The organism is Flavobacterium aquaticum (assembly GCF_003259835.1).
Classification (GTDB): Bacteria; Bacteroidota; Bacteroidia; order Flavobacteriales; family Flavobacteriaceae; genus Flavobacterium; species Flavobacterium aquaticum.
In genome coordinates this window covers 71,563-89,206 of the sequence record NZ_QLMI01000005.1, presented here as the reverse complement: position 1 = coordinate 89,206, position 17,644 = coordinate 71,563, and the positions used below count along the sequence as shown (strand labels likewise).

Genomic DNA, 17,644 nt, shown 5'->3' with positions numbered 1-17,644 from the left:
TTACCAGAAATAATGAAATGGAAAAATGATTCTAGATGTGTTTAAAAACAGATTTAAAAAGTTCTTTTTAACAAAGAAAACTTCAAAACTATTTTTATTGAATAATTCCAATTGAACTAAAGAAGTTGGCAATAAAAACGAAGGAATTTGTTTTCTAACAATTTCACTCGAACCTGAATAATTTTGATTCGTTTTTAGTGAAATCGATTCTTTTTGAATTCCTTCCTGATTAAAATCAATTTTTCCTTGATTAAAATGTAAAGAAATTTCTTTTGTAGATTCTTTTTTTATTGGTTGAGAAACAGCCAAAGTATCATTACTATGCAACAACAGATAACCGAATACGAAAACGGTTAAAGCGGTAACAATATAATGAGCGGCTCTTTTCAATTGAATTATTTTTGCAAATGTAAGTATAAATGAACTACTTAACTAATTTCGAAACAATTTCAGAAACTGGTAAAATTGCTTTCGTATTTTCAATACTTGGTCCGGCAACCCAAACGGTTTTATAAGTTACTTGCGTAGCTGCTTTTTCAGTAGCTTTCATTCCGATGTAGAAACGAATCATTTTGACCCATTTTTTAAGGCTTTTATTCTTATTTAATAAAGTTTCTAACCAAGTTTGTTTAGTTCCTACTTTTTGAACATAAGGCGTATTGATTACTGTACATGGTGTTCCCGAAATTCGCTCTGTCATTACGATGTCTTTAGCACCATAATCCACACAAGCTTGTTTATATTCTTGAGAAACTCCTGATTCAATAGAAGCAATAAACGGACTTCCAACAGAAACGCCAACCGCTCCATAGCTTAGCATTTTATCTAAATCAGCCTTACTTCCTACTCCACCAGCTGAAATTACAGGTAAAGAAGTATTTTCATTTAAAGATTTTATTAATTCTTCTGGACTAATATTTCCTCTATGACCACCAGCTTGGTTGTTTACTGCAACTAATGCATCAGCTCCTAAACTTTCTACTTTTTTGGCGAAAGATAAATCGGTAACATCACAAAAAACTTTGATTCCAACTTTATGTGCTTCATTTATAGTTTCTTCAGGAGAACCCAATGAAGTTAGTATGAAATCAACTTTTTCTTCACATAAAATTCGTAATTGCTCTTTGTATTTTACGTTAGACTTATTAACAATTAAATTAAATCCAAAACTTCCTCCTGGAACTTTTGCTGCTTTTAATTCGTGAATTGCAGATTTTAATTCTTCTAAACTTCTATAATTCAAAGCCGGAATACAACCTGCAACGCCACTTTTCATTCCTTCAATAACCATTTTAGTATTTGACACTAAAAACATTGGAGCCATAATTACAGGATGTGTAATTTGTAAAAGCGAAGTCAACGATTGTTTTTCCATTTTATTTGAATTTATTTTCAAATATATGAAAAATAAAAATATTATGCACGCATATAAAAATTATTATTTTACTGTTTTAGACTAAAAATGTGATAACAATTGTTAAAATTCTTAATAAAAACTTAATTTAATAAGAGAAAACACTGATTTAAAATAAATTTGAGCAAACTAACTTAATAATGAAAAACAAACTTACACTTCTAAGTAGTATTTTGGTATTATTTCTATTTTCTTGCAGTGCAACAAAGAGCAAGAAGAAGACAACAAATAAAGCCAAAATGGAAACCGTTGCATCGGATGCTAAAAAACCAGATGCTAAAAAAGAACCAAAACCTTATAAAAAGGTAATTGATTCAACTGCTGTAACTCAAGATGGACTTATTGATGTTCACAAAGTAGGAGAAAAATACCTTTTTGAAATTTCAGATTCCTTAATTGGGAAAGAAATTATGACAATTACAAGATATTCTAAAACTCCGGCTGGAGGTGGAATATTTGGTGGTGAAGAAGTAAATCGTCAAGTTGTACGTTTTGAAAAAGGACAAAATAACACTATACTTCTTCGTTCGATTACGTATGTAATTATGACACCAGATGAAGACAAACCAATTACAAAATCAGTTAAAAATTCAAGTGCAGATCCAATAATTGGAATTTATGACATTCTAGCTTATAAGAAAGATAAATCGGGGAAAGAAAATATTGCTAGCGTTATTGATATGACTGCTGCTTTCGAATCTGACATGCAAACTTTCTCTCTGAATTCAATTAACAAACAAATGTTAAGCATTCAAGCTTTTCAGAAAGACAAATCGTTTATTCAGTTTGTAAAGAGTTTTCCAATTAATACTGAAATTAGAACTACAAAAACATTTACTACCGTTGCACCACAATTATCAAGAAATCCAACACCTAAAATTGGGGTAGATTTACCTGCGGGATTAGATGCAGGTGTAGTTACAATGGAATTAAACACTTCTTTTATTTTACTTCCTGAAAATCCAATGCGTAAACGTGCTTTTGACAAAAGAGTTGGATACTTTGCTAACGGATACGATGTTTTTGAAGAAGATTCTCAAAAAGCAGATACCGATATTTTTGCTGTGAGATGGCGTTTAGAACCAAAAAATGCTGAAGATGCTGAAAAACAAAAAAGAGGTGAACTAATTGAACCAAAAAAACCAATCGTTTACTATTTAGACCCAGCAACTCCAGACAAATGGAAACCATTCATCAAACAAGGAATCGATGATTGGCAAGAAGCTTTTGAATTTGCTGGTTGGAAAAATGCAATTCGAGGCGAATATTGGCCAGAAAATGATCCAACAATGAGTTTAGAAGATGCTCGTTTTTCGGTATTGAGATATTTTGCAGCTGAAATTCAAAATGCTTATGGTCCAAATGTTCATGATCCAAGAACAGGAGAAATCATGGAAAGTCACATTGGATGGTACCATAACATTATGAGTTTATTACGCGATTGGTATTTAATTCAAACATCAGCAGTTGATCCACAAGCAAGAAACAAAAAGTTTGACGATAAATTAATGGGTGAATTAATTCGCTTTGTGGCTGCTCATGAAGTAGGACATACTCTTGGTCTTCGCCACAACATGGGAGCTAGTTTTGCAACTCCAGTAGAAAAACTTCGTGATAAGGAATTCCAAAAACAAAATGGTCATACTTCATCAATTATGGATTATGCTCGTTTTAATTATGTAGCACAACCAGAAGACGGTGTAACTGATTTATTCCCAAGAATTGGTGATTATGATAAATGGGCAATTAAATGGGGTTATTCATACTTTAAAGATGCCAAAGACGAAGATGCTGAAAAAGCATTATTGAACGAAATGACGAAAGAAGCATATAAAAATCGTCGTTTATGGTTTGGTACCGAAACAAATCCGTATGACCCACGTTATCAAACGGAAGATTTAGGTGATAACGCTATGAAAGCTTCTGATTATGGAATTAAAAATTTAAAAAGAATCTTACCTAACTTAATTGAATGGAGTAAAGAAAACGGTGAAGATTATGATGAATTAAATGGTTTATACAACTCTTTGACAGGTCAGTACAGACGTTATATGGGTCACGTTACCAAAAATGTTGGTGGTATTTACGAAACTCCAAAAACGTATGACATGGAAGGAAATAAATACGAAGTGGTTCCTTCAGCTATTCAAAATGAAGCCGTTGCTTTCTTAAATGAGCAATTATTCAAAACTCCAAAATGGTTATTAGACCAAAACGTATTATCTAAAATTAAACCTGAAAACGGAGTTGAAGCTATCAAATCAATTCAAGACGGAACACTTTCTAGTTTATTAGCTGGAGATCGTTTAGTTCGTTTATTAGAAACTTCATCTCAAAACAAAACAAATTATTCTGTTGATGAATTAATGAGCGATTTAAGAAAAGGAATTTTCTCTGAAATAAGAGCTAACGCACCTATTGATATTTATAGAAGAAATTTACAAAAACTATTTGTTTCTAAATTGATTGAAACCATGTCAACAGAAAAAACAAATGTTACTTTCTTTAGTGGTAGAAGAATTGTTTTAGCCGATACCGATATTCCATCAATTGCTCGTGGGCAATTAAATGAATTGAAAAATCAGTTAAAAGCTGCTGCAGCTGGTTCTGCAGATCGTTTAACTAAATTTCACCTAAACGATTTAGTTGCAAGAATTGAAAATGCAATGAAACCTAAATAAACTAATAAGTTTAAACAAAAAGGGATGACAATTAAGTCATCCCTTTTTTTATATTTTAAATTAATTACATTTTCTTTTTTGTTCCAGAAGTTTTTGGAGCCCCTTTAATTTCATACTTACTTGTAGCTACATTGTAAACATAAGTACTATTTTGAGTTTTTGTTTTTAAGTTAAAACTACCATCAGCGTTCAACATAAATTCAAAACCTTCATTTCTATTTTTTTCAACATCATGTGAAGCGGTTTTATTGGCATCTAAAAAAATAGTTTCCTTAATATGACTTGACTTTTGAGTATTTCCTAACAAAAGTGTTTTAGTTTCAGTATCCCAAAGCTGGTCTTCGGTAACTACTCCATTTTCCTTTTTTAATTTGGTATCAATTTTAATTTCTTCTTTCCAATTTACATGATAAAACTTTTTTCCTTGCGCTGAAAAACTTTTTACAACAAAACCTGTTGGTTTAAAATCAGTTTTTTCAAGTTTTTTCACTTCTAATGTATCTACTTTATCTACATTTTTCACAAAAAGGACAACGCGTTTTCCTGATTTTTCAGAAATAACTTCAGCAGAAATGTTATCTACTTTTGTTAAAACAACATTTTTTGAAGCTGCTGGTTTTGCTTTTGTTTTTCCTTTTTGAGCGAATCCGATTGTTGATACTGATAAAATAAGAAGTAAAAATAGTTTTTTCATAATAGTAGGTTGTTAATTAGGTTACCAATATACAAAAAAATAGATACGATTGAATTTTATGAAATAAAAAAACCGAATCATTGCTGATTCGGTTTTAAAATTTATTTACAATTTGTAAATTATTTCACTTCTTCGAAATCTACATCTTGCGTTTGGTCTCCTGAAGCAGCCGCTTGTGGCTCAGCTTGAGAAGCTCCTTGCTCTTGTGATTTGTACATTTCTTCTGTAGCTGTTTTCCAAGCTGCATTTACGTTGTCTAAACCTTTTTGAATAGCTTCTAAATCTTGGTTTTCGTGAGCCATTTTTAATTCAGTTAGAGCGTATTCAATAGCTGTTTTGTGCTCAGCAGTTAATTTATCACCAATTTCTTTTAATTGACTTTCTGTTTGGAAAATCATCGAATCAGCTTCATTAATTTTTTCTACTCTTTCTTTAGCTAATTTGTCTGCTTCAGCATTCATTTCAGCATCTTTTTTCATTCTTTCGATTTCTTCTGGAGTTAATCCTGAAGAAGCTTCGATACGAATATCATGTGATTTTCCTGTTCCTTTATCTGTAGCAGAAACTTTGATGATACCATTCGCATCAATATCGAAAGTTACTTCAATTTGAGGAACTCCTCTTGGTGCTGGTGGAATACCATCTAAATGGAAACGACCAATTGTTTTGTTATCATTAGCCATTGGTCTTTCTCCTTGTAAAACATGGATTTCTACCGATGGTTGGTTATCTGCTGCTGTTGAGAAAACTTGAGATTTTCTTGTTGGAATAGTTGTATTAGACTCAATTAATTTTGTCATTACACTTCCCATAGTTTCAATACCTAATGAAAGTGGTGTAACGTCTAATAATAATACGTCTTTTACTTCACCAGTTAAAACTCCACCTTGAATTGCAGCTCCAATTGCTACTACTTCATCAGGATTTACTCCTTTTGATGGTTTTTTATTGAAGAATTTCTCTACTTGTTCTTGGATAACTGGGATACGAGTTGAACCTCCTACTAAGATAACTTCGTCAATATCAGAAACTGATAAACCAGCATCTTTTAACGCTTTAGCAACTGGTTCCATAGAACGTTTTACTAAAGATTCAGCTAATTGCTCGAATTTAGCTCTTGTTAAAGTTTGCACTAAGTGTTTTGGTCCAGATGCCGTAGCTGTTACGTATGGTAAGTTGATTTCTGTTTGAGCAGAAGCTGATAATTCAATTTTAGCTTTTTCAGCTGCTTCTTTTAAACGTTGTAATGCCATTGGATCTTTACGTAAATCAACACCTTCAGCAGCATTGAAATCGTTTGCTAACCAATCGATAATTACTTGGTCAAAATCATCTCCACCTAAGTGAGTATCTCCGTTTGTAGATAATACTTCAAAAACTCCGTCTCCTAATTCTAAGATAGAAATATCAAAAGTACCTCCACCTAAATCGTAAACTGCGATTTTTTGGTCTTTTCCTTGTTTGTCTAATCCATAAGCTAAAGCTGCTGCTGTAGGCTCATTGATGATACGCATTACTTTTAAACCAGCAATTTCACCAGCTTCTTTCGTAGCTTGACGTTGCGCATCGTTAAAGTAAGCTGGAACAGTAATAACTGCTTCAGAAACTGAATGACCTAAATAATCTTCAGCTGTTTTTTTCATTTTTTGAAGTGTCATTGCAGACAATTCTTGTGGTGTATATAAACGACCATCGATATCAACACGAGGTGTATCGTTGTCTCCTTTTACCACTTTGTAAGCTACTGTTGAAGCTTCTTTTGCACTTTCAGTATACTTGTTACCCATAAAACGTTTTACCGAAGCAATCGTTTTTGTAGGGTTAGTTACTGCTTGTCTTTTTGCCGGATCTCCAACTTTAATTTCTCCACCTTCTACAAATGCAATTACAGATGGTGTTGTTCTTTTACCTTCTGCGTTTGCAATTACAACAGGTTCTCCACCTTCCATTACAGCCACACATGAGTTGGTTGTTCCTAAGTCGATTCCAATAATTTTGCTCATTTTTATACTTGTTAGATTTTAAATTTCAATTTTAAACTCGATGACTCTAATTCAATGATTGTGCCATAACGAAAAATACAGAAAATTGACAGAAAACTGCTTTTGTCAGGTTTTTAAAACTGACAAAATGTCGTTTTATGCTGCTTTTTTTATTCTATTCTGACTTAAATTTCTAAAATTAGCCATGTTGAAAACTAAGATAGAAATCAAAATCAAGGAATAAGAAACGATTTGAGCAACAGAAACCGATTCTTTAAAATAGAAAATCGCTAAAAAGAAATGAATCAAGGGATTAGTGTACATTAAAATCCCAACAGTTGAAGAATTCAATCCTTTTAAAGCATAAAGATTAAGAAATAAAGGAATAATCGTGAAGACGATTACAATGATTAGAAGTAGTGAATAAAACAGAAATTCGGTTGGAACTGCTCCACCATAACTCGGATAAAACGGTAATAAAATAGCTGATGAAATCACCATTTGAATGGTTAATATCAAGAATTTATCGAAATCACTATTCTTTCTTTGGGAAACTAAATATAATCCGAAACTTAAAGCGATTATCACACTGTAAATCAAATCTTTGAAATTTCCGTAAGACAATATTATACAACTAATTACACATAATCCTACTGCAATCCACTGCCAAACATCGATTCTTTCTTTCAATAATATAAAAGCTAAAACGGTGGTTAAAATTGGGCAAATTATATAAGCAAACGAAGCCGATTGTAAACTCACATGATTCACAGCATAAATAAATAAAAACCAATTCAATACTAGCAAAAGTCCGCCAACAAGCGTCATGATTACAGCTGATTTTTGTTTTTTCTTTGAAAGTTCTTTAAACGTTTTCTTCGCTTCAATAACCACTGATTTTCTAAAAAATAAATTAATTCCCAATAAGAAAGCCGTAGCAATAAAAACTCGGAAGAATAAAATATCTAATGAAGGATAATCTGTTAAAGGCTTCAAAGCCAAACTGAAAAATCCCCAAATAACAAAGGCAACAAGAGCAGCTAAAAAATACTTATTTATTGGCATTACTTTTTTTTGCAAAAGAACTAAAAAAGAAGGAAACCAAATCCCAATTTTATGTTATTAATTCAAAAGATTTATAACGATTGAACTGTTTTACGTGTTGCATAATTTCAATTTTAAAAACTATCTTTGCTATACTAAAGAACTATTTATGGAATGTATTTCTGTTTTTGATATGTTAAAGATTGGTGTTGGACCTTCGAGTTCTCACACCCTTGGACCATGGCGTGCTGCCGAACAATTTTTAAAGGAATTGCGCGAACGTAATCTAATTGATACCGTAATTGGTGTCAAAGTGGATCTATACGGTTCTTTATCATTAACCGGAAAAGGGCATGCGACAGATTTAGCTGTAATGCTTGGTTTAAGCGGTGCTGACCCAGAATATATTCCTGTGGAAAGTATCGATGTGATTATTTCTGCCATCAAAAACAAGAAAGAAATTTTCTTAGGAAATGAAATCTTAATTCCGTTTTGTTTTGAAACTGATATTGTTTTCAACCGAAACTTTTTACCTTTTCATGCCAACGGATTAACTTTTACAGCCAAAACTGATACCGAGACTTATTCAGAAACCTACTATTCTATTGGTGGCGGATTTGTTGTAAAAGAAAAAGAAGACCATCACAAAGAAGAAATTTTACATACTTTTCCATTTCCAGTGGAAAAAGCAGATGAATTGTTGGCTTTTTGTGTAGCCGAAAATAAAAAAATATCGGAAATTGTATACGAAAATGAGAAAACCATGCGTAGCGAAGAAGAAATTCACAACGAATTACTTCGCATTTGGGATACGATGTTAGAATGCATGTACATTGGTTGTCATTCAGAAGGAATTCTTCCTGGCGGACTTAATGTGCGACGAAGAGCGTACGACATGCACAAAAATTTAATTGGTGTTTTACCTTATGAAGATCCGTATTCATGGTTGCAAATCATCAGACAAACCGAAGTTAAATTCCGTCAGATTTTAAAATGGGTAAGTTGTTTTGCATTGGCAGTAAATGAAGTAAATGCTTCGTTAGGCCGTGTGGTTACAGCTCCAACAAATGGAAGTGCGGGAGTAATTCCAGCCGTTTTGATGTATTATTTGGTAATCGAAAATCATGAAGCAGGCGAAAAAGAAATCAAACAATTTTTAATGGTAGCAGGCGAAATTGGTTCTATCTTCAAAAAAGGCGCAACCATTTCAGCAGCTATGGGAGGTTGTCAGGCGGAAATTGGCGTTTCAAGTGCTATGGCAGCAGCAGCTTTGTGTGAATTAATGGGAGGAACTCCAGCTCAAGTTACCATGGCAGCTGAAATTGCAATGGAACATCACTTAGGATTAACTTGCGACCCGATTGGTGGTTTGGTACAAATTCCGTGTATTGAAAGAAATACAATGGGTGCAATTAAAGCCATTAATGCCGCCGAATTAGCCTTAGAAACCGATGCTTTAAATGCAAAAGTGCCATTAGACAAAGTAATCAATACGATGTGGGAAACAGCTAAAGACATGAATACCAAATACAAAGAAACCTCAGAAGGTGGATTGGCGGTTGCTGTTGGATTGGCGGATTGTTAATGAAAAGTAATCGACTAAATTATTTTTTTCTTATTGTACTGGTTTTAATTCTTGGAATACTTTCAAGGAAAATATCAGGCATTCCGTTATTTATTGGAGATATTTTGTATGCTGTTTTGATTTATTTCGGATTTCGATTTTTGATTATGGATTCAAAAAAATCAACCTCGCTCCTACTGAGTTTACTTTTTTGTTTTAGTATTGAAATCTTACAATTGGTTCAAATCGATTGGTTAATAGCTATTAGAAAAACCACTTTAGGTTATTACATTTTGGGCGAAGGTTTCCTTTGGTCGGATTTACTTTGCTATATAATGGGAACTTTTATGGCTTTTCTAATAGATAAGAAACTTATTAAAACTCAAAACTTAAACTCGTTGTAACAAAAAAGTTATTGGATTTATTATCGAAGAAAATAGCTTCTTTTGAATCGAAATAACGAGCTTCGGTTCTTAATTTTACTTTTGAATTTGGTAAATAATCTAAATTTATGGAAGCTCCTGAGGTTTTAAAAGTATCTGAAGTGGCAATTATCACATTATCTTCATCTTGATAATATTCAAATCTAACCGCAGTTTGCCATTTTGAATTAATCGAATATTGAGTAATCAAAACGGGACTCATCCAATACAAATGTTTGTCATTTAAAGACGAACTGTCTTGAATGCCAAAATCAAATCCTAAAATTGTGCGCCATTTTGAATTCCATGTATTATCCCAATATAAATTGTTGAAATAACGCATTGCCAATTCAGTTCCATAAAACTCTTTTCCGATAAAAGTACTCCAATTAAAAGTGGTTTTTTCTGAAGGTTTGTAAATAATTTGAGTCCCTAAAGCTGGAGCAACGTCTTTTTGTGGTTTGTTGATGCGTTGCCAACCATTAGTTACCAATCCCGAAAAACTCCATTTGTCATTTGGCTTATAATTGTATTTGATTCCTGTCATAAAATAAGGCGAATTTTCAGCTAAAATAGAACGTGTTAAAGTCAAATTGGTAGCCGTTGTTGCCGATTCAAAGCCGATGTAACTTGGCATGATTCCAACTTCAATGGATGATTTTTTGTTGTCATTCAAATACATTCCCACATAAGCTTCGCTTACTAATTTTATATCTTCCGAAGCGTAATTATCATCTACATACGTTCCTGCATGAACCGCAATTGAAGCATAGGCATTTCCGTATTGTAATTGTGTACGAATCAAACCATTGTTCACATTAAACTCATTATGTCTATTGTAATTATACATAAATGGCAGTTTAGCATCTGTAGTTGGATTACTAAAATCGTATGCATAATACGTTTCTAAAAAACCAGAAACTTTAATTTTTAAGGAATCTTTTTCTTGAGCGTTTCCTAAAAAGGATAAAAGCACTACACTATACAGCCAAATCTGTTTCATTGTCAATTTTTTTATGTTGTTTTTTAGCTAAAATGGCTAATCCAAAAGTAATAACTCCTACCCTTCCAATAAACATTATGCTAATTAAAATTATTTTTCCCCAAACCGATAAACTTCCGGTAATTCCCATACTTAAACCAACTGTTCCAATAGCTGAAGTAGCTTCAAATAGTAACTTTTCTAACGATTGATTTTCAGTAAAGCTCAACAAAAATACACTAAAAAATAAAATTGCTGTATAAAAAATAAAGGTCGAAACTGCCATTTCTAGTCGGTCTGCTGGAATTTTTTTACCTAAATAAGTCACTTTTGCTTGATTTCTTACTTTGCTCTTTACAATAGCAATTACAGCCGTTAAAGTTGTTATTTTCATACCACCACCAGTACTTGATGGTGCTGCACCAACGTACATTAAAAAAATAATAGTTAGCAAAACTCCTAAAGTCAAATTACTTAACGGAATTGAATTATATCCTGCAGTTGAAATAGCATTAACCGTTTGAAAAGCTGCAATTTCTAATCGTTCAAAAACTGAATAATGTTGTATGGTACTTTCTCCAAAAAAAGTAATTGCTGTTGCAATAAACAAAACACCAAAGAACGATAAAGTAATCATTTTTGTAGTAAACGAAATGGAATTAGATTTTTTTGAAAAATAATACCAAATATCTGTTACCACAATAAACCCTAATCCTCCTGAAATAGTTAAAAAGAGTACAATTCCATTTAAAAAAGTATTGGTTGCATAAGCTTCAAAACTAGTATTGTATAAACTAAATCCAGCGGTACAAAAAGAAGAAACACTATGGAAAATACTAGTCCAAATTGTAAAAAAAGTATCGGAATGAATAGGTCTAAAAGCGAAATAAAACAAAATAGCTCCAATAATTTCGATGGTAAACGTGAATACAATAACCGATTTTAAGAAATCCTGAATTTTGAATTCTTTTGGCATAGTAAACTCATTATGTAAGATTTTTTTATGCCAATGTGTAATCTGTTTTGTGGTAGAAAGTAAAATATAAGTCGTTAACGTCATATAACCAATTCCGCCAATTTGAATCAATGTTAGAATTATGAATTGTCCAAAAAAAGTATAATTATCAAACGTGCTTACCGTTGCCAATCCTGTGGTGGAAAGCGCTGATGTGGATGTAAAAAGAGTGTCAATAAAATCTGTTGGGATTTTCTGAGAAAAGGGTAAGGATAGAAAAATCCAACCCAAGACCATGTACATGAAAAATCCAAAAAACAAACTCTGTTGTGGATTTAATCGCAAATGAAATTTTAAGTATTCGCGTCTTACGGTTTGAAATAAAGTTTTAGGCATTATTATTTTTCAATTTTAAATTTATAATAGTTTTTAATAAAGTGCGAAGCATGCACTAATCCGAGTTTTTCAGCTACTAAACCCAAATCGTTGAGCTGATTTTCTAAGGCGTCATCTCGTTGAGGGCATTGATTAATTTTGATAAATTCTCGAAGCCAATAATCTGAATTTGAGTTAGATTGTGGTGGACAAATTGCGTTATTTAAAGACAAACTATCGCTGTTGCTTGGCACATTAGCTGTGTTGCTATCTGAATTTTCCATATGTAATGATTTTTTATGTCAGAATAAATCGATAACCAATTCCGCTTTCGGTGAGAATCATTTCGGGATGATTGGCATCTTTCTCAATTTTTTTTCTTAATTGTGCTACAAACACCCGTAGATATTGGGTTTGGTCGCTATAACTTTTTCCCCAAATTTCCTTTAATAAGTATTGATGAGTTAATACTTTTCCTTCGTTTTTTGCCAAAATGGCTAACAAATTAAACTCGGTTTGTGTTAGTTTAACTTCTTCATTATTCACTTTTACAATTCGAGCTACCAAATCAATTGAAAAATTAGTAGAACTAATTATTGGCTCTGAAGCTTCTTTAATGTGATTTCTCATGTGAGAACGCACTCTTGCTAATAATTCCTGTGTTCTAAAAGGCTTTATCAAATAATCATTCGCTCCATTATCCAACGCTTTTACAATTTCTGATTCTTCGCTTTTAACCGATAAAATCATGATGGGATTCAAATACCATTCTCGCAATTGTTGCAATACTTTTTGACCGTCAACATCGGGTAAACCCAAGTCAAGCATAATCAAATCCGGTTGATAAGTGGCTGCAAAACGAATCCCTTCTAAGCCATTTTCGGCTAATTTTACCTCAAAATCATTCGTACTTAAAGTAATTTCTAAAAGTTTTCTGATTTGCGATTCATCATCTATGACTAAAATTTGGCGCTTATTCATTTTCTGTCGGATTAAATTTTGAAACTTCAGTTTTAATTTTGATTACGAATTTGGCTCCATCTTCTACTCTATTTTCTAAAGTTACAGTTCCGTTTTGCGCTTCAACGAAACCTTTAACAATAGACAATCCTAAACCAGAACCACCTGGTCGCGAATTTTTAAGTCGGTAAAATTTATCAAAAACAAAGGCAATTTCATCTTCTGGAAAACCTTTTCCTTCATCTAAAATTTTAATTTGCAAAGTAGCTTCGGTATATGATAAATTGATTGTTATAGTGCTTTTTTCAGGCGTATAAATTATGGCATTGTTCAATAAATTGTAAATAACATGTTCTGTTAAACCGTAATCCAATTTAAAAAGCGGTAGATTTTCGGGAGCAGTAACTACTATTTTTTGTGTGTATGATTTAATTTTCAGCGCTCTAATTACTTCATAAACAATTTCATTTACATCAACCCAATCCATTTTTGCAACAATAACACCCGATTCTAATCGCGACATATTCAATAAATTTTCAACTTGATTATTCAGTCGCAACGAAGCAATTGAAATTTCTTCCAATAATTTTTCTTTCTGATTATCGGACATAATTGCGTTGCTTTGAAGCGCATCGGTTGAACCAATAATGGCTGCAATAGGCGTTTTTAATTCGTGAGATAAACTATCTAAAAGGGTGTTGTAGAGTTTTATGGATTGTAATTTTGACTCTTTTTCATTCGCAATTCGTTCAATTTGTCTGATTTTGAACGTCAAAACAGCATTAATTAAAGCAATTACAAAATACATAAAGAACATAAATTTGTCTTCAGTATTTCCGATATGAAACGTATAATAAGGCTTGATGAAAAAGAAATTCCAAATTAAAGCACTCAAAACAGCAGCTAATAATGTAGGAACAATTCTGTAAAACATGGCTACAAAAGAAACGGTAACCAAAAGGATAAATGCTATTACTTTATAACCAATAATTTCTTTAAATGCAAAGCATGCAAGCGAAATCAGCACCACTAATATTATGCTGAAAATATATTGATTATTAAGATTTGATGTTCTACTAAACACGCTTTAAAACTTTACCATTGAATTACTTGGCAAAGATAAGTTGGGTTTTATAAATAGCGTATAAAAGAAGTGCTAATAAGTATAAAGATTTTATAAAGATTTCTTTCTTCTGGTATCAATTAAATGAATAATTTGCCATTTTCCATTGTCGTTATACAAAGTAAAAGCGTTGGCACCAATATGGCTTAACTTATCATTTACGTAAAATTCATACGGAGTCCAAACGTGTGCTAAGTTGCCATCAATTTCTACTTTATAATCGATAAGTTTTTCAAAAACCTTTAAATTCGCAGGAATTGTTGCAATTGAATTTAAAAACTCATCAAACTTTTCGTCTTTTAATTTATAACCTTCTTTTGTATTAGCAACTGTTCGCACTACAATTTCAGGATGGCATAATTCTCTTAATGCAACAGTATCTTTTGCATGGAAAGCTGTAAAAAAATCATCTACCACTTTTTTTGGATTGGAATCTTGAGCAAAAATAGAACTTGATAAACTAAAAAGTATCAACAAGAATAGAGGTTTCATATTAATTCATTTTAATGCATTAGTAGCACTTGAACTAAATATGTTACAATTCCAGCAACATAACCCGCAATAGCTAAAGGTGTTATCTTTTTTAAATACCACATAAATGTGATTTTTTCTTTCTCCATTACGGCTATTCCTGCAGCAGAACCAATTACTAACATACTTCCTCCTGTTCCTGCGCATAAAGCGATAAATTCCCATAAAGTGTGATCCATTGGATAATCTGCTAATGAGAACATTCCTTGCGTTGCAGCAACTAAACTTCCGTTATCTACAATTGAAGATAAAACTCCTATTGCAACAATCATAGAATCTGTATTTGGTAAAGTTTTAATTAAGAAATCTGCCATTTCTCTCAAAACACCTACTTCTTGCAAAGCAAATACCATTAATAAGATTCCCATGAAATAAAGAATTGAACTAATATCTACTTTGGTTAAGGCATAAGCTACTGAGAATTTGTCTTTTTCTTCTTGTGTTTTCTTTCTGTGATACATTATCGAAACTAAAGAAACCATTGATAATGAAATTAAAACACCAATAAATGGAGGTAATCCAGTTAAAGTTTTAATTACAGGAACCATTACTAAACCTACCACACCAGCAATGAAAACACTCATACTTCCTCTCATTTTTTCTTCCTGACGCACCTGAGCCATCGAAACTTGAGCACGAAGAACAGCAAATCCTTTCATACTAAAACTTGCGATTATAACAGGAACTAACAACACCATGATAGAAGGCAAAATCAGGGCTTTCACAATTCCAAAAGAACTTACTTGTCCGCCAATCCATAATAAAGTTGTAGTAACATCACCAATCGGACTAAAAGCTCCTCCAGCATTAGCTGCGATAACAACAATTCCTGTTAATACCATTCTAATTTCTCCTTTTGGCATTAACTTTCTCAAAAGTGTCACCATAATGATAGCGGTTGCCAAATTATCTAGTAAAGCAGAAAGAACAAAGGTTATAAAAGCAACAATCCATAATAACCTCAATACCGATGTTGTTCTAATTCTGCTTGTAATTACCGTAAAACCTTTGTGTATGTCGATTAATTCTACTATAGTCATTGCTCCCATCAAAAATATCAACAAGCCAGAAATTTCTCCAAAATATTCCATCAATCTTTCTGTAACCAAATGTTGATCATCGTTACTATATAAAGCAATAACAACCCAACAAATTGTTCCAGTAAGTAATGCGGTAATTGTTTTATTTATTCGAATAGGAGACTCTAAAATAACTGATAAATAGCCAAGAATTGCAACGAAGAGTAATATAGGGATCATTTTTTTATTTTTAAAACGGCACTAAATTAAAACATTAATTTAACATTAATTTAATATTTGATAAATATTTTTCACCTTTTTAAAAAAGAAAATAACATTTACTACCTTTGTGTTTCAAATACGATAAAACATGTCAGTAGCTAAGAAAGATTATAAAAGAATTACAACAAGAACCTTAATAGATATGAAAGAAAATGGAGAAAAAATCTCCATGCTAACTTCATATGATTTTACAATGGCAAAAATTGTAGATTCAGCTGGAGTTGATGTTATTTTAGTAGGTGATTCGGCAAGTAATGTTATGGCAGGACATGAAACAACTCTTCCAATAACACTAGACCAAATGATTTATCACGCATCAAGTGTGGTTAGAGCTTGTGAAAGAGCTTTAGTCGTGGTTGATTTACCTTTCGGAAGTTACCAATCAGATTCTAAAGAAGCGTTGCGTTCTTCTATCAGAATAATGAAAGAAAGTGGCGGACATGCTGTAAAATTAGAAGGTGGAAGCGAAATAAAAGATTCGATAAAAAAAATATTAAATGCTGGAATTCCTGTAATGGGACATTTGGGTTTGACACCTCAATCTATTTATAAATTTGGAACATACACCGTTAGAGCAAAAGAAGACGCAGAAGCAGAAAAGTTGTTAGAAGATGCAAAAATGCTTGAAAAACTAGGTTGTTTTGCCTTAGTCTTAGAAAAAATTCCTGCAGCTTTGGCTGAGAAAGTAGCTAAAAGTATTTCTATTCCTGTAATTGGAATTGGCGCAGGTGGTGGCGTTGATGGACAAGTTTTGGTAATTCACGACATGTTAGGAATGAATAATGAATTCAGCCCAAGATTCTTACGTCGTTATTTAGATTTGTACGATCAAATGACAAAAGCCATTGGGCAATATGTTACGGATGTGAAATCACAAGATTTTCCAAATGCTAACGAACAATATTAATTGTGTCTACTAAAGAAATTTCAACAAAAGATAATCTTCAAATCCTTCACGAAGACAACCATATCATTGTCATTAATAAGCGTGTAGGCGATATTGTTCAAGGAGATAAAACCGGAGATAAACCACTTTCGGATGTGGTAAAAGAATACATCAAAGAAAAATACAATAAACCTGGCGATGTTTTTTTAGGAGTCGTTCATCGTTTAGACAGACCAACTACTGGAATTGTTGTTTTTGCAAAAACTTCTAAGGCTTTAACACGTTTAAACGAAACGTTTAAAAATAGAGAAACACAAAAAACGTATTGGGCAGTGGTAAAAAATTGTCCTCCAAAAGAAAAAGATACTTTAATTCATTTCTTAAAACGAAATACTAAAAGCAATACTTCAAAAGCCCATTTAAAAGAAGTTCCTGAAAGTAAAAAAGCTAGCTTAAGTTATCAAATTATAAAAAAACTAGATAATTATTTTGTTTTAGAAATTGATTTGCATACAGGAAGACACCATCAAATTAGAGCCCAATTACAAGCAATAGGTTGCCCAATTAAGGGCGATTTAAAATATGGTTTTGATAGAAGTAATCCAGATGGAGGAATACATCTACATGCTAGAAAATTAGTTCTAACACATCCTGTTTCAAAAGAAATTATTATATTTAATGCACCAACACCAAAAGATAGCATTTGGAATACACTCTAATATCTAAAATC

At 32.3% G+C, this 17,644-nt stretch carries 17 protein-coding genes; 5 read left to right on the top strand and 12 right to left on the bottom strand.

The genetic code is table 11. From position 1 onward, the window contains the following. Together B0I03_RS09000 and B0I03_RS08995 are read right to left on the bottom strand one after the other, a co-directional pair. Positions 1 to 390, bottom strand: coding sequence for a hypothetical protein (locus B0I03_RS09000; RefSeq protein ID WP_111567109.1), 390 nt, complete (start codon positions 388 to 390; stop codon positions 1 to 3). A gap of 34 nt (positions 391 to 424) precedes the next feature. Next, on the bottom strand, positions 425 to 1,375 hold the full coding sequence (locus B0I03_RS08995) for an NAD(P)H-dependent flavin oxidoreductase (protein ID WP_111567108.1): 951 nt from the start codon (positions 1,373 to 1,375) through the stop codon (positions 425 to 427). Between the two features lie 278 nt (positions 1,376 to 1,653). On the opposite strand from B0I03_RS08995, the gene B0I03_RS08990 reads away from it, so the two are divergent. Further along, on the top strand, positions 1,654 to 4,095 hold the full coding sequence (locus B0I03_RS08990) for a zinc-dependent metalloprotease (protein ID WP_111567279.1): 2,442 nt from the start codon (positions 1,654 to 1,656) through the stop codon (positions 4,093 to 4,095). 64 nt (positions 4,096 to 4,159) lie between these two features. Here B0I03_RS08990 and B0I03_RS08985 read toward each other — a convergent pair whose 3' ends face one another. The 3 genes from B0I03_RS08985 to B0I03_RS08975 all read right to left on the bottom strand — a co-directional run bounded on the left by B0I03_RS08985 (position 4,160) and on the right by B0I03_RS08975 (position 7,836). Further along, the gene (locus B0I03_RS08985) at positions 4,160 to 4,789 is read right to left on the bottom strand and encodes a hypothetical protein (RefSeq protein ID WP_111567107.1); all 630 of its coding nucleotides are present in this window, start codon (positions 4,787 to 4,789) and stop codon (positions 4,160 to 4,162) included. 119 nt (positions 4,790 to 4,908) lie between these two features. Beyond that, on the bottom strand, positions 4,909 to 6,792 hold the full coding sequence (gene dnaK / locus B0I03_RS08980; RefSeq protein WP_111567106.1) for a molecular chaperone DnaK: 1,884 nt from the start codon (positions 6,790 to 6,792) through the stop codon (positions 4,909 to 4,911). Positions 6,793 to 6,927: 135 nt separating this feature from the next. Further along, positions 6,928 to 7,836, bottom strand: a complete 909-nt coding sequence (locus tag B0I03_RS08975; protein ID WP_111567105.1) for an EamA family transporter — start codon at positions 7,834 to 7,836, stop codon at positions 6,928 to 6,930. A gap of 148 nt (positions 7,837 to 7,984) precedes the next feature. On the opposite strand from B0I03_RS08975, the gene B0I03_RS08970 reads away from it, so the two are divergent. Next, positions 7,985 to 9,400: an L-serine ammonia-lyase gene (locus B0I03_RS08970; protein WP_111567104.1), complete on the top strand. Its 1,416-nt coding sequence runs from the start codon at positions 7,985 to 7,987 to the stop codon at positions 9,398 to 9,400. Continuing rightward, positions 9,400 to 9,783: a ribosomal maturation YjgA family protein gene (locus tag B0I03_RS13300; RefSeq protein WP_111567103.1), complete on the top strand. Its 384-nt coding sequence runs from the start codon at positions 9,400 to 9,402 to the stop codon at positions 9,781 to 9,783. Before B0I03_RS08970 ends, B0I03_RS13300 begins: the two co-directional genes overlap by 1 nt. On the opposite strand, the gene B0I03_RS08960 is transcribed toward B0I03_RS13300, so the two are convergent. The 7 genes from B0I03_RS08960 to nhaD form a co-directional block, all read right to left on the bottom strand. Further along, entirely contained in the window at positions 9,755 to 10,804 is a 1,050-nt protein-coding gene (locus B0I03_RS08960) for an outer membrane beta-barrel protein (protein WP_111567102.1), read from the bottom strand. The genes B0I03_RS13300 and B0I03_RS08960 overlap by 29 nt on opposite strands. Then, positions 10,782 to 12,134 (bottom strand): TrkH family potassium uptake protein, encoded by a 1,353-nt coding sequence (locus B0I03_RS08955; protein WP_111567101.1) that lies wholly within the window; start codon positions 12,132 to 12,134, stop codon positions 10,782 to 10,784. The genes B0I03_RS08960 and B0I03_RS08955 overlap by 23 nt, the downstream gene beginning before the upstream one ends. A gap of 2 nt (positions 12,135 to 12,136) precedes the next feature. Further along, entirely contained in the window at positions 12,137 to 12,397 is a 261-nt protein-coding gene (locus B0I03_RS08950) for a hypothetical protein (RefSeq protein ID WP_111567100.1), read from the bottom strand. A 13-nt stretch (positions 12,398 to 12,410) separates the two neighbouring features. Then, entirely contained in the window at positions 12,411 to 13,094 is a 684-nt protein-coding gene (locus B0I03_RS08945; RefSeq protein ID WP_111567099.1) for a response regulator, read from the bottom strand. Next, a complete protein-coding gene (locus tag B0I03_RS08940; protein WP_245902989.1) occupies positions 13,087 to 14,157 on the bottom strand; it encodes a sensor histidine kinase in 1,071 nt (356 codons plus the stop codon). Before B0I03_RS08940 ends, B0I03_RS08945 begins: the two co-directional genes overlap by 8 nt. A gap of 90 nt (positions 14,158 to 14,247) precedes the next feature. After that, positions 14,248 to 14,688 (bottom strand): nuclear transport factor 2 family protein, encoded by a 441-nt coding sequence (locus B0I03_RS08935; RefSeq protein ID WP_111567098.1) that lies wholly within the window; start codon positions 14,686 to 14,688, stop codon positions 14,248 to 14,250. Positions 14,689 to 14,699: 11 nt separating this feature from the next. Further along, positions 14,700 to 15,986, bottom strand: coding sequence for a sodium:proton antiporter NhaD (gene nhaD, locus B0I03_RS08930; RefSeq protein ID WP_111567097.1), 1,287 nt, complete (start codon positions 15,984 to 15,986; stop codon positions 14,700 to 14,702). Between the two features lie 130 nt (positions 15,987 to 16,116). On the opposite strand from nhaD, the gene panB reads away from it, so the two are divergent. Further along, on the top strand, positions 16,117 to 16,935 hold the full coding sequence (gene panB / locus B0I03_RS08925; RefSeq protein ID WP_111567096.1) for a 3-methyl-2-oxobutanoate hydroxymethyltransferase: 819 nt from the start codon (positions 16,117 to 16,119) through the stop codon (positions 16,933 to 16,935). Positions 16,936 to 16,937: 2 nt separating this feature from the next. Beyond that, on the top strand, positions 16,938 to 17,633 hold the full coding sequence (locus B0I03_RS08920; protein ID WP_111567095.1) for an RluA family pseudouridine synthase: 696 nt from the start codon (positions 16,938 to 16,940) through the stop codon (positions 17,631 to 17,633). Positions 17,634 to 17,644: the final 11 nt, after the last annotated feature.